The 25,866-nt window shown below is 59.5% G+C and carries 16 protein-coding genes; 5 read left to right on the top strand and 11 right to left on the bottom strand.

Features of this window, described 5'->3' with window-relative positions:
* A partial coding sequence (locus MVF76_RS03345; RefSeq protein WP_297527371.1) for a protein-disulfide reductase DsbD occupies positions 1-1,828 on the top strand: 1,828 nt, incomplete at its 5' end.
* 612 nt (positions 1,829-2,440) lie between these two features.
* On the opposite strand, the gene prsR is transcribed toward MVF76_RS03345, so the two are convergent.
* The 7 genes from prsR to xrtD all read right to left on the bottom strand — a co-directional run bounded on the left by prsR (position 2,441) and on the right by xrtD (position 14,718).
* A complete protein-coding gene (gene prsR, locus MVF76_RS03340; RefSeq protein ID WP_297527370.1) occupies positions 2,441-3,799 on the bottom strand; it encodes a PEP-CTERM-box response regulator transcription factor in 1,359 nt (452 codons plus the stop codon).
* On the bottom strand, positions 3,765-5,909 hold the full coding sequence (gene prsK / locus MVF76_RS03335; RefSeq protein ID WP_297527369.1) for an XrtA/PEP-CTERM system histidine kinase PrsK: 2,145 nt from the start codon (positions 5,907-5,909) through the stop codon (positions 3,765-3,767). Before prsK ends, prsR begins: the two co-directional genes overlap by 35 nt.
* A 371-nt stretch (positions 5,910-6,280) precedes the next feature.
* A complete protein-coding gene (locus MVF76_RS03330) occupies positions 6,281-8,692 on the bottom strand; it encodes a tetratricopeptide repeat protein (protein WP_297527368.1) in 2,412 nt (803 codons plus the stop codon).
* A 71-nt stretch (positions 8,693-8,763) separates the two neighbouring features.
* On the bottom strand, positions 8,764-9,741 hold the full coding sequence (gene fcl / locus MVF76_RS03325; RefSeq protein ID WP_297527367.1) for a GDP-L-fucose synthase: 978 nt from the start codon (positions 9,739-9,741) through the stop codon (positions 8,764-8,766).
* Positions 9,742-10,114: 373 nt separating this feature from the next.
* Positions 10,115-11,206: a GDP-mannose 4,6-dehydratase gene (gmd, locus tag MVF76_RS03320; RefSeq protein WP_297527366.1), complete on the bottom strand. Its 1,092-nt coding sequence runs from the start codon at positions 11,204-11,206 to the stop codon at positions 10,115-10,117.
* Between the two features lie 160 nt (positions 11,207-11,366).
* Complete coding sequence (locus MVF76_RS03315; RefSeq protein ID WP_297527365.1) at positions 11,367-13,001, bottom strand: glycosyltransferase family 4 protein; 1,635 nt, start codon at positions 12,999-13,001, stop codon at positions 11,367-11,369.
* A 130-nt stretch (positions 13,002-13,131) separates the two neighbouring features.
* Entirely contained in the window at positions 13,132-14,718 is a 1,587-nt protein-coding gene (gene xrtD, locus MVF76_RS03310; protein ID WP_297527364.1) for a VPLPA-CTERM-specific exosortase XrtD, read from the bottom strand.
* Between the two features lie 178 nt (positions 14,719-14,896).
* On the opposite strand from xrtD, the gene MVF76_RS03305 reads away from it, so the two are divergent.
* From MVF76_RS03305 to MVF76_RS03290, 4 genes are read left to right on the top strand one after another with little or no spacing between them, the layout of a single operon-like run.
* On the top strand, positions 14,897-16,243 hold the full coding sequence (locus tag MVF76_RS03305) for a lipopolysaccharide biosynthesis protein (RefSeq protein WP_297527363.1): 1,347 nt from the start codon (positions 14,897-14,899) through the stop codon (positions 16,241-16,243).
* Between the two features lie 10 nt (positions 16,244-16,253).
* The gene (locus tag MVF76_RS03300) at positions 16,254-16,916 is read left to right on the top strand and encodes an acyltransferase (protein ID WP_297527362.1); all 663 of its coding nucleotides are present in this window, start codon (positions 16,254-16,256) and stop codon (positions 16,914-16,916) included.
* 31 nt (positions 16,917-16,947) lie between these two features.
* On the top strand, positions 16,948-17,640 hold the full coding sequence (locus MVF76_RS03295) for a class I SAM-dependent DNA methyltransferase (protein WP_297527361.1): 693 nt from the start codon (positions 16,948-16,950) through the stop codon (positions 17,638-17,640).
* Entirely contained in the window at positions 17,637-18,383 is a 747-nt protein-coding gene (locus MVF76_RS03290) for a sulfotransferase (protein ID WP_297527360.1), read from the top strand. Before MVF76_RS03295 ends, MVF76_RS03290 begins: the two co-directional genes overlap by 4 nt.
* On the opposite strand, the gene MVF76_RS03285 is transcribed toward MVF76_RS03290, so the two are convergent.
* The 4 genes from MVF76_RS03285 to MVF76_RS03270 are packed head-to-tail and all read right to left on the bottom strand — an operon-like array spanning position 18,360 to position 25,863.
* Entirely contained in the window at positions 18,360-20,975 is a 2,616-nt protein-coding gene (locus MVF76_RS03285; protein WP_297527359.1) for a hypothetical protein, read from the bottom strand. The two genes, MVF76_RS03290 and MVF76_RS03285, sit on opposite strands and share 24 nt — an antisense overlap.
* The gene (locus MVF76_RS03280; protein WP_297527358.1) at positions 20,972-22,135 is read right to left on the bottom strand and encodes a glycosyltransferase; all 1,164 of its coding nucleotides are present in this window, start codon (positions 22,133-22,135) and stop codon (positions 20,972-20,974) included. Before MVF76_RS03280 ends, MVF76_RS03285 begins: the two co-directional genes overlap by 4 nt.
* Entirely contained in the window at positions 22,089-23,483 is a 1,395-nt protein-coding gene (locus MVF76_RS03275) for an O-antigen ligase family protein (protein WP_297527357.1), read from the bottom strand. The genes MVF76_RS03280 and MVF76_RS03275 overlap by 47 nt, the downstream gene beginning before the upstream one ends.
* Before the next feature lie 7 nt (positions 23,484-23,490).
* Complete coding sequence (locus tag MVF76_RS03270; protein ID WP_297527356.1) at positions 23,491-25,863, bottom strand: glycosyltransferase; 2,373 nt, start codon at positions 25,861-25,863, stop codon at positions 23,491-23,493.
* Positions 25,864-25,866 lie beyond the last annotated feature (3 nt).

Raw genomic sequence — 25,866 nt, 5'->3', positions numbered from 1 at the left:
CCCTGCCCCCGACGCCGATGCCGCCACCCCCTTGCAGGCGCTGCGCGATCTGGGCACCAAGCTGGGCCTGGGCAGCGGTGACGACCTGCTGCCGGTCGACGAAGCCTTCCGCATGACCGTCGCCACGCCTACTGCCGACGAAGTCGCGGTGGGCTGGCAAATCGCGCCGGGCTACTACCTGTATCGCGACAAGTTCAAGTTCACCATCATCGGCAACGACAGCCTGGAGGTCGCCGGATTCGATCTGCCACCGGGCAAGATCAAGGACGACGAAATCTTCGGGCGCGTCGAGGTCTACCACGACAATGTCGAGGCCCGCGTGCGCTTCCTGCGCAACGATGCCGCGGCCACCGAATTTACCCTGGTGGTCGGCTACCAGGGCTGCGCGGAGGCCGGTGTCTGTTATCCGCCACAAAACAAGCAGGTGAAACTGACCCTGCCGGCTGTGGACAAGATCGCCACCACCGACCGCAGCACGGCCGACAGCGCGATGCCCGCAGCACCGGTCACCGAACAGGACCGCATCGCCGCGCGACTCGCCAGCGGCGACACCCTGCTCACCCTGATTTCCTTCTTCGGTTTCGGTCTGCTGCTGGCCTTCACGCCCTGCGTGTTCCCGATGATCCCGATTCTTTCCAGCATCATCGTCGGCCAGGGTCGGCACATTACCACCGGACGCGCCTTCTCCCTCTCACTGGCCTACGTGCTGGCCATGGCCCTGACCTACACCGCAGCGGGCATCATCGCGGGTCTGACGGGCGAGAACCTGCAGGCAGCCTTCCAGAACCCCTGGATCCTGTCTGCCTTCGCCGCCGTGTTCGTGCTTCTGGCCTTGTCCATGTTCGGTTTCTATGACCTGCAGATGCCGGCTGTCCTGCAGAGCCGGCTGAGCGAGCTCAGCAACCGCCAGAAGGGCGGGACCCTCGCCGGCGCCGCCATCATGGGCTTCCTCTCGGCGCTGATCGTCGGACCCTGCGTTGCCGCGCCGCTGGCCGGGGCGCTCATCTACATCAGCCAGACCGGAGACCCGGTGCTCGGCGGCCTGGCCCTGTTCGCCCTCAGTCTCGGCATGGGCGTACCCCTGCTCGCCATCGGCACCGGCGCCGGCAAGTTCCTGCCCCAGGCCGGCGACTGGATGAACGCCATCAAGGCCGTGTTCGGCATGCTGCTGCTGGCGGTCGCCATCTGGATGCTGGAGCGCATCCTGCCCGTCACCGTCAGCCTGCTGCTGTGGGCGGCGTTGCTGATCATCAGCGCCGTGTACCTGGGCGCGCTGGAGCGGCTGGACGTGGATGCCACCGGTTGGCAAAAGCTGCGCAAGGGTTTCGGGGTGCTGGTACTGGCCTACGGCATCATCATGCTGGTGGGCGTCGCTGCTGGCGCCCGTGACATCTACCAGCCGCTGCGCGGCACCTTTGCCGTAGCCGGCGGGGGCGGCGCAACCGCGCAGAACCCGGCCACCCTACAGTTTCGCACCATCAAGAGCCTCAGCGATCTGGAGGCCGCGATCGCCGAGGCCAGCGCCCAGGGCAAGACCGTGATGATCGACTTCTACGCCGACTGGTGCACCGAGTGTCACCGCATGGAGAAATACACCTTCAGCGACCCCGCCGTGCAGGCCGCACTGGCCAACAGCGTGCTGCTCAAGGCCGACGTCACCGCCAACGACGACATCGACAAAGCGCTGCTCAAGCACTTCGGCCTCATCGGCCCGCCGAGCATCCTCTTCTTCGACCGGAATGGGCTGGAACTGTCGCGCCACCGGGTGATGGGCTACATGGCGCCGGAGGAATTCGCCGCCCACATCAGGGCGGCGTTCGGGGAATAACAAACAAGGAAACCGGCAAGAGCGCCACGGATGACACGGAAGGCACGGACAGGGTGAATCCCCGCACCGTCACCCCACGTAGGATGGGCAAAGCGAAGCGTGCCCATCGCATGAGACGGAAAGCACAGCCAGAGTGAACACCCGTCCGGTCAGCCCGGCCAGGATAGCCAGAGCGAAGCATACCCATCAGAAAGAACCTGAAAAGAGCGCCACGGACGACACGGAAAGAAGAATGAAGCTGGGCCGGCTCGCAGCCAGTCCGGCCGCGGACCCGGGTTCGGGTCCCCTCTGCCACCCCGAGCATCGCAGCGGGACGGCCTTTCTTTTGGTTGCTTTTCTTCAGTCGGGCAAAGAAAGGTAACCCGCCCGGCAGGGGCGGAAAAAGGTGAATGGTGTGACGCCCGTCCGGTAATGCAAACCGTAAGTGCGTTGATGGGCACGTCGCCGCGCTCCTTTGCCCATCCTACCCGGCGTGCCCGGGCGAGCACTCACCCTGTCCGTGCCTTCCGTGTCATCCGTGGCGCTCTTGTCGTTTTTTCCGATGGGCACGCTTCGCTTTGCCCATCCTGCCGCGGGTAACGCGGCGGATGATCCCGGACCCCGCCTCCCGACTCAGTCCTTCAGGTTGTACTTCTTGAGCAGGTCGTACATGGTCGGCCGGCTCACGCCGAGAAGCTCCGCGGCCTGGGAGATCTTGCCACCGACATGCCCCATGGCGCGCAGAATGGCCTGGCGTTCGGCCTGTTCCCGGATCTCGCGCAGATCGAAGGTCTGGCTCTCGCCACCATTGCCCGCGCCGAGTTCCAGATCATGGGCGCTGATCTGCTTTTCCTCGGCCATGATCACCGCACGCTTGACCCGGTTCTCGAGTTCCCGCACGTTTCCGGGCCAGTGGTAGGCTTCCAGGGCGGCGAGCGCATCCTTGCTGAAGGTATGCGCCTTGTTGCCGTGCTGCTTGGCAAACTTTTCCAGGAAGGCGCGCGCCAGCAGCAGCACGTCTCCCGCGCGCTCCCGCAAGGGCGGGATGCGCACCGTGATCTCGCTGATCCGGTAGTAGAGATCCTCGCGAAAACCCCCTTCCTTGATCTGGGCGGACAGATCCTTGTGGGTCGCGCAGACCACGCGTACATCCACGGGAATCTCCTTGCGTCCGCCGACGCGCTCTATGGTGCGCTCCTGAAGGAAGCGCAGCAGCTTGGCCTGCAATGCCATGGGCAGGTCACCGACCTCGTCCAGGAACAGGGTGCCGCCGCTGGCGGTCTCGATCTTGCCCGGGGTGGTCTTGGCGGCACCGGTGAAGGCACCCTTCTCGTAGCCGAACAGCTCGCTTTCCAGCAGGTTCTCGGGAATGGCCGCGCAGTTGATGGCCACGAAGGGTCCGTCGGCACGGCCACTGAGGCCATGCAGCGAACGCGCCATCAGTTCCTTGCCGGTGCCGCTCTCACCCAGCACCAGCACGGTGGCGTCCGCGGGCGCGACCTTTTCGATGGTGCGGCAGACCTGGAGCATCTCGGGGCTGCCGGTGAGCACGCCTTCCAACGGCGAATCGCCACCCTGGGTATGCAGGCGACGGTTCTCGGTCTCGAGTTCATGCAGCCGGTAGGCCCGATTGACGATGAAACCCAGCAGATCCGAGTCGATGGGCTTGTAGAAAAAGTCATAGGCGCCAAGCGCCACCGCGCGCAACGCATTGTCGCGTTCGTTGTTACCGGTCACGACGATGACCTTGGTATGAGGATACCGCTCGACCACGGCTTCGAGCGTTGCGAAACCCTCACTCGTGCCGGACTCGTCCGGCGGCAGGCCCAGGTCGAGCGTCATGACCGGAAAGGGATGCTTTTCCAGTTCGGTCAGCGCGGCCTCGCGATCGCCCGCGATGATCACCTGGTAACCTTCGAAACACCACTTGAGCTGGGTCTGCAGGCCGGGATCGTCTTCAACGACCAGCAGCTTCCTGGAATCGTCCGTCATCTGAATAGTTACCTTCTACCACCTGGAATTGTTGTACCTTGTTGTTCTTGTCTTCATTGCTGATGGGCAGGCGCATGCGAAAGCTGGTCCCCTCGCCGACCCGGGAAATCACCTCGACTTCGCCACCCAATGCGCGGACGAATTCGCGGGTCTCATGCGCGCCCACGCCCATGCCGGCCTTGCCCTTGGTCGTGGCGAAGGGCCTGAACAGGCCGTCACGAATGAAGTCCTCGTCCATGCCACAACCGGTATCCTGCACCTCGATCACGGCCTGATCCTCCTGCTTGAACAGGCGCATGATCACGCTGCCGTCATCGGGTGTGGCATCCTGGGCATTGCGCACCACGTGGCCGACCACCGCCGCGAGCCGGTCACGATTGGCGTTGACGAGAATACCGGTCGCCTGACAATCGACGCTCGGGCTGGGTGAGCCATTGCGCATGGTATGCGCAACATCATGCAGCAGAGCACAGAGATCGACCTGCTCCTTGTGCTGGTCGGCCGCCTCGCCGCTGCGCAGGTGCGTCAGCAGGCGGTTCATCTTCTCCACCGAGTGCTCGACCGTGCGAATGGCGTCTTCCATGAAATCGGGATTGTGCTTGTGACGGGCGGCATTGGAGACCACCAGCGAGAGCTGGCCGATCAGGTTCTTGAGGTCATGGATGACATAGGTCGAGAGGCGGTTGTAGGTCTCGAACTGGCGCGCCTCGGCCAGCGCGGTGGAGGCCTCGAGCTGCGCGAGGTGACTGGCTGCCTCGCGCCCGACCGTCTTCAGCAGGTCGCAGTCTTCCCAGTTGAAATGGTGTGGAGCGGGCGAACGGTCCAGCAGCACGAAACCGAGCAGCTCGTCGTGAAGTATCAGGGGCGTGATCAGCCAGGCACGCGGCATGGCACGCAGCCAGCCGGGCAGCTCCAGTCCCGCATAGAGATCCGGCTGGCGAGCGTACTCATCGAGGTTGATGATCCATTCCTGCTCGCGCAGAAAGCTGATCAGGGAGGCGTCGTCGTCCAGCTCGGTATTGGCGGGCGGCTGCGCATGCCACCCGGCGACCGGCCGGAAACGGCCATTGTCACGCCACCAGAGGAGGCCCGCCGGGGCATCCATGATCTCCGCCATGGCCTGCACCACCCGTTCGCGCAGATGGCTGTCGGCGCCGACATCCGAGAGCGTGGCAATGAAACGCAGCCATTCGTCGCGGTAATCGTACTTGTAGTGAAAGAAATGCTTGTTGATGAACACCCGCAGCGCCGCACGCACCTGACCGGAAAACAGCAGCACGGCCAGGAACAGCATGGCGCCGAACAGGAAGATCACCTGCGCTACCGTACCCCAGGTCCCGCCATAGGCGCGCACGTAATAGCCGCCCACGCCCATGGCCAGGAGATAGATACCGGCACCCAGAAGTGCCGCGGAGTGGAACACGATGCGCCGCGAAACGAACACATCCAGCGACCAGCGCGGATCGCGCACCATGGTGATGCCGATCAGGGGAACCGCCAGCGCATTGACGAAACCGCGCGCCTGCCAGAGATTGGGATCGATGCGCTGGAACAGCAGCGCATCGGCATAAAGATAGAAGTCGTAAACGAAGATGCTGCCCACACCGATGCACAGGTACTTGATGGCCCGACGGGCATCGGCACGGGTGTTGCGGAACAGTTGTTCCACCAGTACCAGCCCGAAGATCGCCACGGCGAGATAACCGGCCAGCAGCCAGTCGATGCCCAGCGATGAAGCAAAGGGCCGGCCGGAAAAGAAGCGGTAGGCCGTGACGCTGACCAGCAACAGCACGGCGGCGCCCGACAGCGAGGCGAAACGGCGGAAGCGGCGCGCAGCCTGCTCGGGACGGGTATGGATGGAAGCAAGGATACCGGAGAGGAAGGCCAGCCAGGCAAAATCGCGCAGCAGTTCCAGAAGCTGGGTGGACAGGAACACCTGTCGGCCGGCGCTGTGGGTGGCGGCAAAACCCGTCCACAGGGCGCTGGCCATGGCGGCGAACAGCAGCAGACGCTTTCGCTGACCGCCCGGCTTTCCGGTCAGCAGCACCAGTGCCAACGCCAGAAAGAAGAGCGCCCCAGCTCCGTAGCTGATGGTGCCTACATTCAGCATCGTCTCTCCACCCAGGATTGAACAGCCGATCCCTCGACCCTGCACCGGCATCCCTCGGCTTGTTCTTGTTCCCACGGGCCTGGTGCCGTCCGATGCGCGCCTGAAGCGCGGCGTCGGTGCCGGAAAGCCCTGAATATACGCCAGAAGGGCTAGGTGTTCAAATTATCGACAACGAAAAGGAGGCTGTAAGGGAGGCCGACAAACTGCCGTTGATTCAGCAAGTTAGTATCCAGAGAAGGCGCTCCGGGTGTCGGGGAAGAGAACGGCTTGAGACTTGAGACTTGAGACGCAAAGGGCAACCCGGGTGAAGCGCAGCGCAACCCGGGACCACGCCAATCCTCGCCCCGCCGGTCAAAACCGGCCGGCGAACCTCAAAGCGACTCGAGCATTGCCTTCGCCTCGTCCTTGCCGGCGAACTCGCCCAGTTCCAGGGCCTTCGCCAGATTCTCCTTCGCCAGCGCCTTGTCGCCCGCCTTCGCGGCGGCCATGCCGAGGTGGTAACGGAATACCGCGACGTTGGGCGCGGCTTCCACCACCCGCCTCAACACCTTGACGGCCTCGGCATACTCGCCGGCGCGATAGTGAACCCAGCCGAGGGTGTCGAGGAACACGGCCTGATTGGTGTTCCTGAACTTGCCCGCCAGGGCCTTTGCCCGCGCGAGACTCTCGGTGTCGGTGCGATGATCGGCCAGCAAGGCAGCGAGGTTGTTGGTGGCCAGTGCATTGTCGGGATGCTTCTCGAGCACCTGTTCATAGACCGCAATGGCCCCCTCGAAGTCGCCCTTGCGCTCCAGGACGGAGGCCTTGCCGAGGAGCAGGCGCAGGTCGTCCGGGACCTGTTTCAGGCCCTGATCGTACAGGGCGAGCGCGGCCTCCAGGTCACCCCTGCGCGCAACCAGACCGGCAAGCTGCACCCACGCCGCGTTGTCTGCCGGGTTGATCTCCACCGCCTTGCGGAAGTGCTTTTCCGCCAGGTCCGCCTTCTTCTCGCCCAGCGCGACCATGCCCAGCAACTTGTGCGCTAGGGCATCCCGGGGATCCCTTGCCAGACGCTGCTGCAACCGCTCGCGCGCGACATCGGTCTTGCCCATGCGGGTCTGGATGTCGATGAGTTCGACCAGCAGCTCCGGCGAGTCCGGCGCCCGCTTCAGCGCCTCGAGGATCTCCTGCTCGGCTGCTTCCAGCTTCTTCTGGGCCTTGTAAAGGCGCCCCATGCGGAACCAGCCCTCGGCACTATCGGGCGCAGCCTGCTTGATCTTCTCCAGCACCGGTTCGACCCCGGCGGCATCGCCCCGCGCGGCGAGGATCTCCGACTTCAGAATCAACGCCCCGACATTGGCGGGATCGGCCTTGAGCACGGCCTCCACCTGCTCGTCGGCCTCGTCGACCTTGCGTGAGGCCATCAGGTAGCGCGCCAGGCGCAGGCGCGCGGTGGCATTGTCCGGCGCCACCTCCACCGCCCGCTTGAGATTGTCACCGGCCAGTTCGATCTCGCCATTGCGCAGGTGCGCCTCGGCGAGCTGCATCAGCACCTCGGCGTTCTCCGGCTGGTCCTTGAGCACACTGCGGAAGGCCGCGATCGCAGTCGGATAGTCCTTGTCCTGCATGGCCAGTTGCCCCTTCAGCAGCAGGGCACCGTTATCCTTGGGATTGGCCTCCAGCACTTCGGCGACCAGGGCGCGGGTGCGATCGAGGTCCTGCTTCGCCGCCGCGCGCCTCGCCATTTCAACCTTCGCCTTGAGGCCCGGCGGCTCGGTGCCCCAACGCTTGGCGATCTCTGCAAGCACTGCCTCCACCCGGTCGTCTTCGCCGGCCTGCTGGTAGATCTTGGCCAGCGCAAAACGCAGCTCGGCCTCATCGGGCATTTTCTGGATGACCCTTTCCAGTTCTGCCACGGCGGCATCCTTGCCACGCCGGGTATTGAGGAATTCGACCAGCACCAGGTAGCGCTGCACGTCCTCGGGATCGGCTGCCACCGCCTCGCGCAGGGTCTGCTCGGCTTCGTCCAGACGATCGAGCTGCGCCAGATAGGCGGCCAGCGCGACCCGGTAGTTCAGGACATCGGGCTTGCGCGCAATCAGCTCCTCCAGAACTTCAACCGCTTCTTCAACCTGCTCGGCCTGCGCATAGGCTTCGGCAAGCTGCAGCCTCAGACCCACATCGTCCGGAGATGCGCCGACACCCCTTTTCAGGGTTGCAATGGCCTTGTCAAATTGCTTCTCCATGCTGTACAAGCGCGCCAGCAGTGCCGTAGCCTGCGTGTTCTCCGGCTGGCTGGATGCCAGCGGCTCCAAGAGCGCAATGGCTCCGGTGCGATCCCCCTCCCTGACGGCCAGCGAGGCGCGCACCAGGATCGCAGCCGGATGTTTCGGATCCCGCTTTTCGATCTCCGCGAGCTGCTCCTTCGCCGAGGCCAGCGCCTGCGCCTCGCCTTCGGCATTGCCACGCTGCTTCTCGGCGTTTGCCTGCAACAGGTAGAACTGCGCCAGCTTGGCGCGCGCCTCGAGCAGATCGGGATCGAGCTGCACCGCCTTCGCATAACTGACGAAGGCCTTCTGCCAGTCCTGCAGCCGTTCCGACACCCGTCCCAGCAGGTAATGCGCTTCGGCGGTCTTGGGATCGATCTGCAGCACGTTCTTGAACTCGACGCGCGCCTTGTCCCAGTTCTCTTCCTCCATGTAGGCCTTGCCGCGCTCCAGGTAGGCGGTCTTGCGCTCTTCCGAGCCGCCGCAGCCGGCCAGCACCCCCGCCAGCAGCGCCGCCAGTACCAGTTTCCTGCTCATGCTTCCGAGGCTCATTGCACTCCTCCCGAATTTTCGTGTCTTGTCTTCCGGCATGCCCGTCCCGGCACGGCTCAGGCCATGCCGCGAATCCGGTCCTGCGCCAACTGTTCCAGGAACCAGGCATAGGTGTCGCGTATGCCCTCCTCCAGGCCAATGCGCGCCTTCCAGCCGAGGCCGTGAATGCGACTCACATCCACCAGCTTGCGCGGCGTGCCGTCCGGCTTGGAGGTATCGTAGTCGATCCGCCCCTCGAAACCCACGACCCGGCGCACGATTTCCGCCAGCTCCGCGATGCTGATGTCCTCCCCCACGCCGATGTTGACGATATCCTCGCCATCGTACTCGCGCAGCAGGAACAGGCAGGCATCCGCCAGGTCATCCACATGCAGGAATTCACGCAACGGCTTGCCCGTGCCCCACAGGGTCACGCTCTCTGCACCCCTCACCTTCGCTTCGTGGAACTTGCGAATCATGGCTGGCATGACGTGGGACTTTTCCAGATCGAAGTTGTCGCCCGGGCCGTAGAGGTTGGTGGGCATGGCGGCGATGAAGTTGCATCCATACTGCCGGCGATAGGCCTGGCACAGCTTGATACCCGCGATCTTGGCCACCGCGTACCATTCGTTGGTCGGCTCCAGCGGCCCGGTCAGCAGGTATTCTTCCTTCAGCGGCTGCGGCGCCATCTTCGGGTAGATGCAGGTACTGCCCAGCGCCAGCAATTTCGAGACCCCATTGCGCCAGGCCGCGTCGATGACGTTGGCCTCCATCATCAGGTTGTCGTAGATGAACTCCGCCGGATAGGTGTCGTTGGCGAGTATCCCCCCGACCTTCGCCGCCGCCAGGATCACCACATCCGGCTTCTCCGCCGCAAAGAATTCGCGCACCGCCTGCTGCTCGCGAAGATCCAGTTCCACGCTGGTGCGGGTGATGATGTTCCCGAAGCCCTCTGCCTGAAGACGGCGGAGGATGGCACTGCCGACGAGGCCGCGGTGGCCGGCGAGATAGATCCTCGAGTGAGGCGTGAGGCGTGAGGCGTGAGGAACGTTCACCGGGGCACCCTCCTGAGTTCCAGGGATTTCTTCAAACCCGCCAGTAGCGAAAAAATCATTTCGATGCGCCTGCCTATATCTGATTGCACTTCAATGTACCCCAACTCGCGCGCGATGATCAGCCGCATCTCCAGAATTTGCAGGATGGGCAAAGGCGCGCAGCGACGTGCCCATCAGCATCCCGTGACCGTCACGATGGGCACGGCCCTTCGGGCCTTTGCCCATCCTACCCAGTCCGCCACGATCAGACAGAACGCGTTCAGACAATTATGAGACTCCCAATAAATCTGCCGAACCAGCGCAATGGCCTCCTGCCACGCGACAAGCCCGTGATGTTTCCTCGCCATCCCTGGCCCTCCTCACGCCTCATGCCTCACTCATTATAATCAAACGTCTTGAAGCCCTCTCTCCTGCACAGCTCATCGCGCTCGGCGAGCTTGAGATCCTCCCGCACCATCTCCGCAACCATGTCATCGAGCGAGATCTCCGGCGTCCAGCCGAGCTTTTCGCGGGCCTTGGTGGAATCGCCGAGCAGGGTTTCGACTTCGGTGGGACGGAAGTAGCGCGGATCGACCTCGACCACCACCTTGCCACTGGCCTTGTCGATACCCTTCTCGTCGACACCCTCGCCCTGCCAGTCGATTTCCATGCCGACTTCCTTGAAGGCAGCGTTGACGAAGTCGCGCACCGAATGCTGCACGCCGGTGGATATGCAGTAGTCGTCGGGCTCGTCCTGCTGCAACATCAGCCACTGCATGCGTACGTAGTCCCTGGCATGCCCCCAGTCGCGCTTGGCATTCAGGTTGCCGAGGTACAGCTTTTCCTGCAGACCCAGCTTGATGCGCGCCACGGCTCGGGTGATCTTGCGGGTCACGAAGGTCTCGCCGCGCAAGGGCGACTCATGGTTGAAGAGGATGCCATTGCAGGCGTAGATGCCGTAGGCCTCGCGGTAGTTGACGCAAATCCAGTAGGAATACAGCTTGGCCACAGCATAGGGGCTGCGCGGATAGAAGGGCGTGGTCTCCTTCTGCGGCACTTCCTGAACCTTGCCGAACAGCTCGGAAGTGGAGGCCTGGTAGAGGCGGGTCTTGTTCTCCAGACCCAGGATGCGGATCGCCTCCAGCAGTCGCAGGGTACCCAGGGCATCGGCGTTGGCGGTGTACTCGGGCGTCTCGAAGGACACGGCGACATGGCTCTGCGCCGCGAGATTGTAAATCTCGTCCGGCTGCACCTCCTGGATGATGCGGATCAGATTGGTGGAGTCGGTGAGGTCACCGTAGTGAAGAACGAAACGCTGATCGGGATCATGCGGATCCTGGTACAGGTGATCTATGCGATCGGTATTGAAAGAGGAGGCACGGCGCTTGATGCCATGCACCATATAGCCCTTCTCCAGCAGAAATTCGGCGAGGTAGGCGCCATCCTGTCCGGTGATGCCCGTGATCAATGCTACCTTGTTACTCATCTTCTCCACCCTTTCATGCCTTGCGGCCGATGCGGCCAGTCGAACCCTTGTGCATTCTGATGGGCACGCTGCGCTTTGCCCATCCTACGTTAGTGTTCGCGGCTTCTGTCCGGCGCAGGATGGGCAAAGCGCAGCGTGCCCATCAACATCCAGCCATCCCTCAAAAACTCACCCACGCCCGCGCCGTCAGCACCAGCAACCCCAGCAACACCGAAGCCGTCATCAGGTTCCACCGGCTCTTCATGTGCTGGAGCACCCACTCTACCACATAGAAGAGCACCACCATCTGAAGAATCATGCGGATGTCGGTGTCATCAAGCCCCAGCAGTTCCGGCCAGCTACCCACCAGCACCACCAGCAATGCCACCAGGAAATCCAGCGGCGTAATCCGGAACCGGCTCTCACGCACGAAGCGCATGGCCACGCCCAGTGCCGCCGCCAGGGCAATGAAATAGACCAGCGCCAGCATGCCCAGTCCACCGGAGGCCCAGACCTCGGCATTGGCGTTGACCAGATACACGAACATGGCCACGGCCACGAACAGCAGCAGCCGCAGGAACAGGAACCAGAGCCGGAAGCCGAGCAGCAGCCGCAAGGCCAGCAGCCCGGCCAGCACCGGCAGCGCATAACGGAAGTCCGCCGGCATGTCGCGGATGATGACCACCGCCGTGACCACGTACAGCGCCACGCCCGCTTCCAGCAGACGCTGCAGATTGCGCGCAACGGCCGGATCGTCCAACCCCGCCGCCAGCCGCCCCGTGAGCGCGAACGTATGATGGGCCCGGTTCACCCGCCAGCCCGAACGTTCGGCGACGATCAGCGCCCCGAACACCAGCGCGACCACCCCGAAATAGATCCCCAGCAGCAGCCAGTCGTATTCATAGGGCAGCAGGATGGCCGACAGCACCAGCAGGGCCTGCACGCTGTAGATGATGACGACCGATTCATGATGCTGGAAGCCCAGCTCCAGCAGACGGTGATGGATGTGATTCTTCGTCGCCCGGAACCAGTTCATGCCGTGATAGATGCGCTGGATGAACACGGCGATGATGTCGGCGATGGGCAGGCCGAGAAACAGCAGCGGCAGCGCCGGGCTTAGCGCCGGATTGCCCACTTGGGTGAGATAGACAGCCAGAAAGGCCAGGGTGAAGCCGAGGAACTGGCTGCCGCCGTCGCCCATGAACACCCGCGCGGGGTGGGAGTTGTAGCGCAGGAAGCCGAACACGCCGCCGGCCGCGGCCGCAGCAATCAGGATCACCGGCCAGCTCTCCGACAGGCTGGCAAGGTACATGATCGCCAGCAGCGACAGCAGCGACTCGCCGCCCGCCAGGCCATCCAGCCCGTCGGAGTGATTGATGGCATTGATCATGCCGACCATGGCGATCACGGTGAACACCTTGCCCGCACCCTCGGAAAGCGGCGCATCCAGGAACGGGAGATAGTGGACGTAGAGATCGGCCCCGTAGACCACCGCGAGAACGGCAATGAACTGGCCCACGAACTTCACGTAGTGGCCCAGCTCCTTCATGTCGTCCCAGACGCCGAAGACCAGCAGCACCAGGCTGCCGAACCAGTAGGCCTGGATCGCCGTATCCGCCGGCACCCAGATCAGCCCGGCCACCAGCGCACCGACCACAATGCCAATGCCCCCCACCCGCGGGATGGGCGTGGTATGCACCTTGCGCGGGTCGGGCTTGTCGATCATGCCCAGCGCAGGCGCCCAGCGGATGAACAGGGGCACCAGCGCCATGGACAGCGTCATGGCCGCCAGCAGTGTGACCAGTGCGACATCCAAGCTTCCACCTCGTGCGGTTCAGGGCGCGCGGAATCTCACCCTTGTTCGTTTTCCGCCTCGTTGTCATTCGGCGCCGCCGCGCGACCCCCTTGCCGCGCGGCCCCTGCCCGTACTCCGGCCACTCCCTGAATCAATCTGGCACGTACTCCTTGAGGACCGGCACGACCGCTCGCGCGAAGTCGCGCAGCCTTGCATCCCCCGCCTCCAGTGGCTCGCCCGGCGCCACGGGCGTAATCAGACGCACCAGCGCGCCATCCGTGCGATTCTTTCGAATGGCATCTTCCAGGAGATACCACTTCACGGCGTATTCGTTGGTGATATTGCGCCCTCTCTGCTGGAACCAGTAGTAGACCAGCTGCCGGGTATCCCCCAGCTCGATCACCAGCCGGTTCACCCTGAGTGGCTGGCCATTCCAGGTGACATCATCCAGTGTTACCTCACGCAGCTCCGCGATCTGCCACCCGCCCCCCGGGATGCAGGAACGCGGCGAATGCGCCGACTCGCCCGCACGCTGAGACGCATAATAGGCCACATAGAAGTTGACCGGCGCGGGGTCACCCGGCCGCTTGAAATCGCCGATGTAGTAATCATCCAGCTTCAGGGCATCCAGATAAATACTCTCGAGTCGGTCCCGACGCCCTTCCCAGCCCTCGATGTCGCCGGTAAACTCGGCAAACACCTTCCGGTCGGGAATCACCTCGTCGCGTTGACCCAAAGCCAGTGACGCTGCCAACGCTGCGCCCAGCAGCGCAATACTCGCGATGAACGGGGCCGGCACCCCGCGCACCCGCACCTCGGCATCCTTCGGCGGCGGCGCCGGGAATTCGATGGCAAAGGCCTCGGCCAGGGTCTTGCGGTCCGGGCCGATCTTCGCCAGCGCCCACATCTCCACGATCAGCAGACCGATGCAGGCCATGAACACCACCCAGCCCTCGAAATCATGCAGGAAACCCTCGGCCTGCTCGATGCCCCAGTACTCCACCAGCACCCCGATCATGCCGATGCGGAAGCTGTTCATCAGCACCGTGATGGGAATGCTGGACAGGAAGATGATCGCCTTCTTCCACCAGGCGCCATTGAACAGGTAGGCCGCAATAAAGGCCAGGCTGGTCAGCGGAAAGAGATACCGCAAACCGCTACAGGCTTCCACGACCTGCAGCTTGAACTGCCCCAGATCGATGACATTGCCTTCTACATACACGCTGATATCGAACAGGCGGATGACCCAGACGCCGATGTCGGTGGAGATGAGCTGGAGGGCAGCGGAGAGGCCACGATAAAGGAAGGTGGGAAGAGGAATGGCAAATGCCAATAATGCCAACGGCACCCAAATCCTCTTGAACACATCCTTACCCACCAGAGCCCATGCAAGCGCCATAATGCAAAGTACCAGCGCATATTGCATGACAAAGTGCACAGTGGCGACACGGCCGGAGAAATAGATACCGAGACCGATAACGAGAAGGCCCACCGCAACCCATGAACCAGAGAACTTTTTGGTCCTGAGTTCGTCGGACCTCTGCCAGACCAGAAATGCCGAGATAAAGGGAATAAGAAAACCATACCCATATTCTTCCGAACCAGACCAGCGTTCGATCAGCCTGGATATTGTTTCCTGGTATATACCGAAAACCAGCAGCACAGCGCCAAGCCCTGCCGCAAACAGCGCCGGCCCGGCCCGCCATATCCTGACTCTCGCACCATCGTCCCGCAACATTGAACCTTGCATGTTTTTTCTCAACTCAATCTTGCTTCAGCGCACAAACATGGACTCTACCCCTACTTCCGCGCGAATCCCCCCGGAACCCCGATCCGGGACCCAAGGCAAAAGCGGTAGATTCGAGATCAGGAAATCAGGTACAACACCGGGAGTCCAAACTGTATATTATGTTTGAATGAACGGCTCCAAGAACTGCGGCCTTGGTCGAGCCAAACTAGCATACCGCCGCGCGCCAGCCAAGAAATCGACCACGACCACCATGCCCGGTAGACAAAAAACCACCATAGTTCTTGTAGATCAAGCGGTTGTAAGCGGGACCAACTTCCTAACGGGACTGGTTCTTGCTCGTTTTCTCGGGCTCGAGGGCTATGGCCATTTCGTCCTTGTTTACGGCGTCGTACTCTTTGTGTCCGGCATTCAGGTGGCACTCATCATATCCCCGATGATGGTGACGATCCCCAGACTCAAGCCTGCGGAAGCCCCAGCTTACCTGCGGAACGTGACATTCCAGCAGATACTGTTCTCGCTGGCCACGTTCCTCATCGCCGCGCCCACTATTATGGCGCTCGCCGAGATACTGCGCATGCCTGCACTGGCCGAGCTGGCTGTACCTGGGGCGGCAACCGCCGCCGCGTTCGTAACCCAGGATTTCCTGCGCCGCGCACTCATTGTGTCGGACCACGCCAGCCAGGGCCTCGTCAATGACCTTGTCAGTTATTTATTGCAGTTGGCTGGCCTGCTATATTGGTTCCTGGGCGTCGGGCAGACAACATACTCCGCATTCTGGATCATCACCACAACTTCCATGATTGCCGTCCTTCACGGCGTGCGGGTCCTTGCCCCTTTAATGAACGCCGGGACCTGCCGAGCTACAACAGCCCCAGCGACTTTTGGCCGGGTGCTGGAGCAACACTGGGAATTTGGCAGGTGGCTGGTTGCGCGGAACATCGCCTATTGGGGCTCGTCACAGTTCCTCATCTATCTCTCGGGCGCCCTACTGTCGGCCGCGGCAGTCGGCGCGCTGACGGCCACGCGCAACATCATCGGTTTCGCAAACATCCTGTTTCTTGCACTGGAGAACATCGTCCCGTCGAGAGCTGCGGCGATGCTGGAGCAACGCGGACATACTGGCCTCAAGAAATACTTGCGTAGAGTTTCCTTGTTGGGTGGCATCCTGACAGGACTGGTCGTATTGGTTGCAGCCGCAGCGCCGGAATTCTGGCTGAGCCTTGTCTATGGAGAGGAATACGCCGGATATGGATGGCTGGTCATAGGCTGGGGCATTTATTACATCGTGGGTTTTTTCCATCGCCCCTTGTCTGCAGGACTTCGGGCGCTCGACAAAACAAAAGACATATTCACGGCGACCCTGTTCGGCATGATAGCCACCATGTTAATCAGTTATCCGGCCATCAGACTTTTCGAGTTACCCGGAGCCATGCTCTCGATGATCGTCATACAGCTACTAATACTCTTAATCCTGCTGAAGCGATTCCAGCGCCACGTGGCTATACATTATTAAAGCAACCAAGATGATAAAGTACATCAAATTATTTTTACTCGCAATTCTTCCATCGCGTCTGAAGATATTATTACTGAACATGAGAGGCCACAAAATCCATCCAACATGCAAAATCGGGATATGTTATTTGGATATAGCCCACATAACCCTAAAAGAAGGTGCGTCCATAAATCATCTCAATGTTTTTAAAGGACTCAAATCCCTAGAAATGGGGTCCTATGCGAGAATAGGTGGACGCCTCAATTGGTTCACCGCATCTGCCCTACATGATCGCACACCAAGTTTTGGAAAATTAACAATTGGTGATGGTTCAAACATAACCAGCAAGCACTTTTTTGACCTCCAGCAACAAATCACGATTGGAAAAAACTCGTTAATTGCCGGCTTTCGATCGACCTTCTGGACTCATGGTTACAGAACCACAGAACCTAGCAATAACCATTCGATAACAATAGGCGATCATTGCTATATAGGAAGCCAGGTGATCTTTACACCAGGATCGGGAGTAGGCGATATGGTATTCGTTGGAACAGGCTCGGTAGTTACCAAGGACCATACGTCATCCAATAAATGCTTGATCGCCGGCAACCCGGCAGGTATACGCAAGAAATATACGGGCGGCGAGGAGTTCTTCACCACAAATCATTCAGGATTCAAACCCCGAAAGAAATAGATATGCATTTGCCACAGAAAGGCCCTTCACCATGACACATAATACCCACGGCGTTAGCACATCAGTAAAAACCTACATCTCCCGACCAGACTTTCTGTCAGAGCTCTGCCAAGAGAAGGCTATTCTGCACCTCGGATGCAGCTCTGGCTCTCATATTAGAGCCAGATTAAATCGTGGGACTCTTCTTCATGCCACTCTAGCCAGCTATGCGCGATCTCTGTACGGTATTGATATTGACCGTGCCAGCCTCGATATCATGCGCAATGAACTGGGGTACGACAATCTGTTTGAGGGCGACGTGCAGAAACTGGAGGAAGTCCCGATCGACCGGACGTTCGATATCGTGCTTGCCGGGGATCTGCTTGAACATGTCACTTGTCCGGGCGCTATGCTCGAGGGTGTAAAACGGTTTCTGGACAACCCCAGCGGAAAATTCGTCATATCGACCAACAACGCTTTCGGCCTCCATTTCCAGATTCGGCGATGGCTGGGGCGTTACGTCGAACATATTGAGCACGTGTGTTTCTATTCCCCGGAGACCCTAGTCAATCTGTTTCAAAGGCATGGCTATAAAATCGAGGCGCTCTACGGCGCCTACACCGAACCCCCTACCACCATGAAGCAAAAGCTCAAATTCGCAGTCGGCGTCCCACTATTCAAGCTGTTTCCACATCTGGCCGGCACGCTGGTGGTAGTGGCCACCCCTGACGAGGCCGCAGCATGATCGTCTGCCTTACAGGCATGCACCGCTCGGGTACTTCCCTAATGGGGAACTTCCTTCATCGTTGCGGCATCAGCATGGGCAAGGAGCTGATCGGAGCCGCCCGCGGCAACCGGTTTGGCCATTTTGAGGACGCCGAATTCGTATCATTCCACTGCAAACTGCTGAACCGCAGGGGCTGCCATATGTACTCCCCTGCCCGCAACCTCGAATTTACCGACCAAGAGGCCCGTCAGGCACAGGCCCTGATAGAACAACGCCAGCGCGACTTCGGCAACTGGGGATGGAAAGATCCCCGAACCACGCTTTTTCTCGGCAGTTGGCACAGGATCATTCCGGAAGTCCGCTACATTTTTCTATACCGTTCGCCCCATTCCGTCATAGATTCTCTACTTCGACGCGCGACCGACCGCCGGCTGAAGATGGCTCCCTGGCTTGCCGCTTCCGCCTGGATCCGATACAACGAAGACATCATTTCTTTTTACAAGACACATAAAGCACAGGCACTGCTTGTCAATATCCATGGTTTCAATCATGACCATGCATCTTCGGTAAATCTTCTCGAAGATTGGCTGGGTATAGAATTACCGGTCTCCTATACCGATGTTTATCATCCATCGGAACTGAAAACCGCGCCAGCCGGACAGAGGCGGCTGACAAGCCGGCTTATTGATAAGGTGTATGGCAAGCGGATGGATGAGATCTATCGAACACTGGAATCCCTAGCCGCCATCCGAGGGGGCTGACCCCGTATCGGACAGCGGCCCGATCCGGACGATGTTCACAGCTCCAGGATCGAGATGAAAAACCGCAGATTTCAGGGAATCTGCATCGCAGGACCGGTCATCCGTAAACTTCAGCCTGTATACCTTGTCAAGATCCATCATTTCACAACGATAATGACCTGCCTCGAGAGATACTGAAAGTTGCACCCTGGCCGGTCGCTCCCCCCAGTTCAGCAGGAATAGCAGACGCCTGCGATCGTTCACTAATATCCCGCACTCCACATCGCCATCGGACCGACAAATCCCCGCCAGTTGCAAGCCCGGCCAGCCGTTCAACTGCTCCAGTATCCGCTGTTTGAGGATGCGATAGGGCGGCATACCCTGGCCGGAGCGATCGAAACTGAAAACGCCCGAGGGAAATGGCAATGATCTAGGCTTGCACCGGCCGCGCTCGTCGAGCGCCGGCGCCTGGGACATCCACCAGACGCCAACCCCCCTTTCATGCAGTTCTTTCAGGCGCTTCCAGGCCTCATCACTGACAGAATAACCGAAGGGCACAAGGATGAGATCCGTCTTGTCCAGCCCTTTCCATGTTTCCGGCTGGTCGAGATAGTACATGTCGAAGGGAATGCCGGCCCTGAACAGTACCTCCATCACTGCGTTCTGAATCAGAACGGGATAGCCACCCTTGATCGCATCACCCGGATACCGCATTCTCCACCAGTCCTCGCTCGATCTTGAATACAGGAGCACGATATTCCGCGGCGGGTCGAATGCCGTCAGGCCTTCTTGTTCCAGATAGCGGATCAAGGAAAAGACCTTGGCAACCCACCGGGCCGCACCGGCGGCATCGTGCCCGGTCAAGTATTCCTCCTTGTAGTAGTTGATTCCCTTCGCACCATGCATGAGCGCTGAGATCGCGCTTCCATACACCATGACCGGACGCTGATAGTCACGCTTGTCGTAATAGGGTGTGGTCTGCAGCGTCACCACGGCTGCATGCTTCGGGCTCGCGGCCATCAGTTTCTTGGTTTCGTTTGCGATGTAATAGTGGCCATTGAAGTTGTCGTTGGTCCATAGCGGGTCCGACCCCATTTCATCGATACCGGCTTGGAGCCCCATGATGTCGTATGCGACGCCGTAGGCCATTCTCTTGACCTCGCCGGGGCGGAACAGGCTGGTGACAATGCCGCCGTGTCGCCGGACCTCCTCGGCCAGAACGCCGAACAATTCCGCCAATCTTTCATACTGAAACAATTGCCACGCAAAAGCCGCCTCGCCCGCTTTCCCGGGTTCTGCCGGAATCTCCATGCCGTACGCCTCCCTGAATAATGTCTCGCAGGTCGGAACACAGGCCCCGGAGCGCTTGGCCTGCTCCGTACGGCAATAGGGCGATAGTTGCTCATGGCGCCCCGAATGCCCATGGAAAAAGAACTCATCCCCACCCAGCGCAACCCCGTCCGCACCGGCCTGCATAAGCTCCCGAACCAGTTGGACGGCTGTTTTCCGGACAACGGTTGCACTCAGAGGACAGGGATATTCCTCCGGGCGATAAACGCGCGGAAAATCCCACCCCTGGAGACCATAGGGCAAAAGCCGCTGATTGACGATCACGCCGAGATTGTGCCGATGAGCGGCATCTGTCAGACGGGCCAGCACATTTTCCCGATAACCCGGCACCACCTGGCTTGGAAACGGGTAAAGGCGGTACAGGCCCCGCCCCGCCCACTGGCGCTCTTTTTCCTTGCGGCGCTTCGTATAATGACGCGCGAAGTCATCCTCTGGAAAATCGACGTTTTCAAACCGCCCAATCCGGCCTGTCGCCTCTGGATAAAGCCACAGCCTGTTGGCACCCAGGCGGCGGATAGACGCCAGCAGATCGTCCACGCGGCGTCGATCGTAATTGCGGGCCGGCGTCCAAAAGCGCCACATGGTGGTGAACAACCCCCGAGGGAACTGCTCCAGCCATGGGGGTTCCTTCAAACCCTTCAGCCTCTCACTCAATGAACCCACTGGGTGGGCCCGAACTTCGACACCCGAAATCTCCCTGTTTGCCTCGCGTTTCCCCGATCGTTCGAGAGGGGTCAGGATTTCGATTTCCGCAACCGCCGGCACACCATAATTGGGGCCTTTGCGGCCCTTCCCCCATCCGAGGGTCCGAAATCTTATTCCTGTCACACCTCGCGCGTCGCGCAACCGATAGTCGAACCACTGCCCCCCCTCGCCCTTCGTCTCCTCGACCAGAATGGCATCGTAGTCACCATCTCCGTTCGTATCGGCCTCGAAGACATAATGGCGGGCCGGGGTACGGCCATTACGATAGCGGTTCTGATAGATACGTATCCCCGATACCGGCACTGTGCGACCGAAGGAAAAGGTCAGCCACAGCGGCACGCCGCCGTCGAGCCTTGGCGCCAAGGGAGCTGCCATGACCAATGTGTTGTCGGGTGTATCTGCGGCCTTGCCGTCGGCCAGGTATGCCAGGGTCGCCCCTATGTAGGGACGGGCAGAGATTTCCGCCTCGGGGGCAATATTCCTGTCGGCGCCCACTGCACCCCTCCCAGCTACCAGAAAGGCCGCCGCCATCAACCATAACCTGCTGGCACGGATCATGAGGCCTGCCGCGCGCTTTCGTATATCCCCATGAGCTGATCGAGATTGACTTCCGGACTGTACTTCATCCGGTATTCGCGGACCGACGCCTCCGACATTTTCCTCAATACCGATTCGTCGTTCAGCAGACGAGAAACAGCGTCCCGTAGAGACTGGACGTCGCCTACCTCGAAATGCAGGCCTGTCACACCATCCTGAATCACTTCCGCCATAGCACCGATATTTGACCCGATTACTGGCAAACCATGCGCCATAGCCTCCACCAACACCATTGGAAAACCTTCGTACCATTCTGATGGCATGACCAACGCCGACGCCCTGCGCATCTCCCGCGATACCTCCGTCCGGGTCAGCACGCCAAGATATTCCACTTGCGGTGATGCGCACGCGGAAACAATCTCTTTCAACGGCCCATCTCCGGCAATGCGCAATGGAGCGCTCATATCCTTCCAGGCTTCCAGCAACGTCGTCAGTCCCTTTTCATGGCTGAGCCTGCCCACGTACAGAACCCCACGCCTCTTACCCTCACACTTACCGTCAGGTGCTGCCGGGGGACGGATAAAATTCGGCTTGACGTGGATTCGGTTGGCAGGCAAGCCACCCTGGATATATTTTGTTCTCGCAAAACGGGTGAGCGCGATGAATGCACTAACCTTATCACGCCATGTGTGCCGCCTCCTGTGGTATTCGACCATGCGAGAGACAGCAAAGGTTCCGGCCATGGATTCTCTGTAACAGCGATGCCGAATCGCACGATAGGCCGAACCCTGAAGACAGTCTTCGCAGATGTGACCATCTCGCATTAGCAGCGCCCCCGGGCATATGAGACGATAGTTGTGAAGCGTCATTACCGAAGGCAGCGCAGCCTGACGGCAAGCATCGAAGATCGAGGGAGTAAACAGGGGAAAGAAATTGTGCACATGCACGATATCCGGACGAACATCATGCAGCAGCCTGCTAAGTCGTTTCCGTTGCCTAGCCGAGTAGGCAATTTCAAGCGCCGACCGTACTTTGGCATACGTGGACTGAATCTCGTCGTTGTGGCACAAATGCTGAATCACTTCGTGCCCTGCTTCTTCCAGCAACGCTTTTTCATTCGCCAAGACGGCATCCTCACCGCCTTCTTGTTGATAATAGTTGTGAATCTGTAGAATTCGCATTGGACTTTGCCCACAGCACCCGCCGGCGAACACCTAACTCCTGACCAGCATCCCCTAAACCGACCTCAGCTGCTCGCCCCTCGTGTTCTGCAATTCTCGAACTGATCGTAACAGCGTACATCAACACGCATAGAAACAACATGTAGGTATGGTCATGGATAGCCAAACCTGAGCTTGTAGTCGATCGAACCATGATCAGAGTGAGCAGAGCCATCATTGACGCATGTTTCCATCTAAGTTCATCGTTCCTGAGAACCTCCGCGTACCGCCCAATGCGGACCATCCGCACAACGACCCACAAGATGGCGCCCGCCCAGGGAATCAGGCCTGCCAGCCCAACACCCACAATGACATCAAAGAAGGCACCGTGGAGCGTAGACATACCACCGCTGTGGATAGAACCCAGAATATCGGTTCGAGCTGCCGCAACAAACCCATGCCCCAATATTGGTGAGTCCTTAAATAGTTCCAGCGCCCTCGCCCAGCCGATGGTGCGCCCAGACAGGGAATAGACCAGCTCCTCTTCCTGGCCCCTCATCAGATACTCGAGCAACAACCCGGACGCACCCCATACCATTAGCCCCAAAAAGGCGATAAAGGAAAGTATTGCTAGATGACGAAACTCCCTTGCTACGAACAGGAACACGAGCACTGCAATGAAGAATCCAACAAAGGAGGTTCGTGATTGCGCGAGAATTAGCTCAATCAGCGCCACTACGAACAAGGCCATGTAAATTAATTTCCTGGATTTTGCCAGCGTTTTGTCATAAAGCGAAATCACGCAGAACAGAGCGACCACCGCACTGTAAAAGGCCAGCGCATTCTGCTGCGTTATAGGCATCACACCGCGCATGATGTAGGGGATGACGCCACGGGACTTCGTAAACGCCTCGCTCGGCCAGATCGCTGCTTCGATCAAGTATAGGCATAGCATTCCACCTAATATCCAGATGATATATTTGAGCGCTTTATCAGCCACTGGCACCCGGTTCGGATGCGCCAGCATTGCCACGCAGACTACTGTGACGGTAATCAGCTCGATCGCCTTCCACATCGAGTAGAACGACACATTTGCGATTACCAGCACCGACGATAACAAGGCTACTGCGCCGTAGAGAAGCAGCAGCAGCATTGGCGCTTTCAACGCATATGCCAGCCGGCCGCTGTTTTTCAGAATCGTCATGACCGCTATCACGCCAGCGACAAATGCCAAACCCACCCTGTATATATCCCATATATCGCCAACTGACTGCCCCGCAACGACGTCCCTGAGCCGCCAGTTGAGAATATTGAGAAACATCGCCACCCAGGCGAGAAGAACCGTCCCGTTTTTTTGTGACCCAGACATGTGCGGTCTACTTGATACCTGAATACCACTGCTCCACGATTTCCCCACGCCCTTCCCAGAGATAGCATTCCCTGACGCGCTCTCGAGCATTGCTTCCCATAGCAACCCGCAATTCCACGTTACGAGACAGGCGTAATAGAGCCTCGGCTATCAAGTCTGTAAATTTTTCTCGATTGCATGGCGAGATCGATACACCACAGCCCTCTGCGACAAATTCCCCGGGGCCACCGACACAGGACGTTATCACAGGAAGACCAAGCCCCATTGCCTCAAGGATCACTATTCCTCCAGACTCGAAACTGGGGTACAGAAAGACATCCGCGGACGACAATCGCTCTATTACCGCGTCACGATCCATCCACTCCGTAAACCTAACTTCCTGTGCCACTCCCAATGATTCTGCGAGCCGGACAAGATGGACGCCTTCTCTGCCTCGACCGATTATTTCGAGGTGTCCTTGCCCACCCCGATCGAGATACTTAGCGAAACCTTCGACTGCTAGATGAAACCCCTTTACCGGAATGAGGCGGCCAGCGGCAACGATATCCAGGCTTTTTCCTGAATGCATACGCCGAGTTTTATCCCGACCATAGCGCTCAAGAAACTCCTCCTCCAGCCCTATCGCCGTATGCACACGTTTCCGTGCTGCGCTTACCCAGCGAAGCGGTCCCCGCCTAAAGACTTCTTCCGAGACCCCTATTACCAGGGCACATCGATAAGCCGACAACCAGTACAACGGGTCCAGATAGCGCATCACGGCCTGGAAGCTGACGCGCGCGATATCCTTTGCCGCTTGGAGCCCCCCACGGGCAAGACCGGGAGGAATCCTCGGATGAGCTCCAATAGGACCCCAAACAAATTTTCCTGGCAGCAAGCAAAGGAATGTAAACAGCCAGTCATTGACAAAGGTAACATGATGTGCAAGCCGCCACTCAAATGCCTGACGCGCGCGAAGGCTGGCGACAAGCGCCGCGAACTGCCATAGGTAGTAGTAGGTCCGAATACCCCGGGATCCCCGCTTCCAGAAAGTAAGCCATCGAGGAAGGTCCACATACAAGAAGTATGCGTTTTTAATTGGATGATCCCGGATATAGGCCTCGATTACTGGCTGATTACGCTTCCTCGTCACTACCAGTGCGCGGCTGGCGCTAGTGATGGTACGCACCATATTCCAGCCCACCCCAGGCTCAGACCCACGATTCGGCTCGCAGGCATAGGCGGAGACAAGCACATTCGTCCCGTTATTTCCTATATAGCCTGCCAAAATATACTGCAACATCCTTCTGAAGGATGAGATTCTGGCCAACTGCGTCTCAAGACGAATGCCCGACTTCTCATCAACCACAACACCTCGGTCTATCATCCCCCACAGATAGATAGAAAGATATAACGGCAACTGCGCGACATCGACCCCGCATACAGCAGCCGCTCGCGCTGCCAGATAGTGCAGAGAACCGTTTTCCCGGAGAAGTGCAGCCGCAACAGCAGCAGGCTCCTGTTTTTCCACGAGGAGCAGGGGAGCAACCACAAAGTGATAAAAATCGAAGAGCGCGGGCAGCTCAGGGGATCCGTATTCCCAGTCATAGACATACAGTCTCCCATCCCCCACCCGCCGTATGTTCCAAGGCGCGAAATCTCCATGACCGAAATGAGTGAGCACACCTTCTGGCCCACTCCACCTTTCCACTGCCTCTCTAACCCCGGAAAAGAGGGCCTTTTCCTCTTGGGTGTAGTATGCCGGCCAACGTGACACCAGAGCCTGGTCAGCCTCACACCTTTTGCGGTGCCGTTGTGACAGCTCCTCAACCAAGCCAATGATATCAAGGGGACGGGGAGACAGCTCGGGCGTGACGGCCTGAGGAACAAGCTGATACAGCCAGGTCAGATTCTCGTCATCACGATATTCTGCCACACTAGGTACGATCGCCCGCTGAAGAGATTGCTGGGCCAGCTCCCGGAGAACCCGGCGTTCCGTTTTAATCAAGGCGGCCGCTTCGGGGCGCTCGGCAATTTTCACGTAGCCAATGATTCGCCCCTTGTCGGAAACCTGGATGGTAAGCTTCTCTCGCGGCCCCGGAGTACCCTGGTATACTGAACCCAGTTCGTGCTCCGGCGGCAGGATTTCGCCAATTATTCTGGATATGCGGGAGAGCCTTGCTGAAAGGTCCTCGCCGACAATACTACGACTCAAGAGGTACTTCTGGAACGGCCGTGGCGCAATCACCATGGCCACCTTGAATAGCTTGCCCGGATACCCTCCGGGCTCGTACATCCGCAGATCTTGCGCTAGATCACGCCCTTCTTCAAACGGGACATAGACTCTAGCATTCGCTTTGTTCGGTACCGCGGCGAATCTCCGGCTGGTTCCTGTCTGATCCATTGG

The organism is Thiohalobacter sp., assembly GCF_027000115.1.
GTDB lineage: Bacteria > Pseudomonadota > Gammaproteobacteria > Thiohalobacterales > Thiohalobacteraceae > JALTON01.
This window is presented reverse-complemented; position numbering and strand designations above follow the sequence as displayed.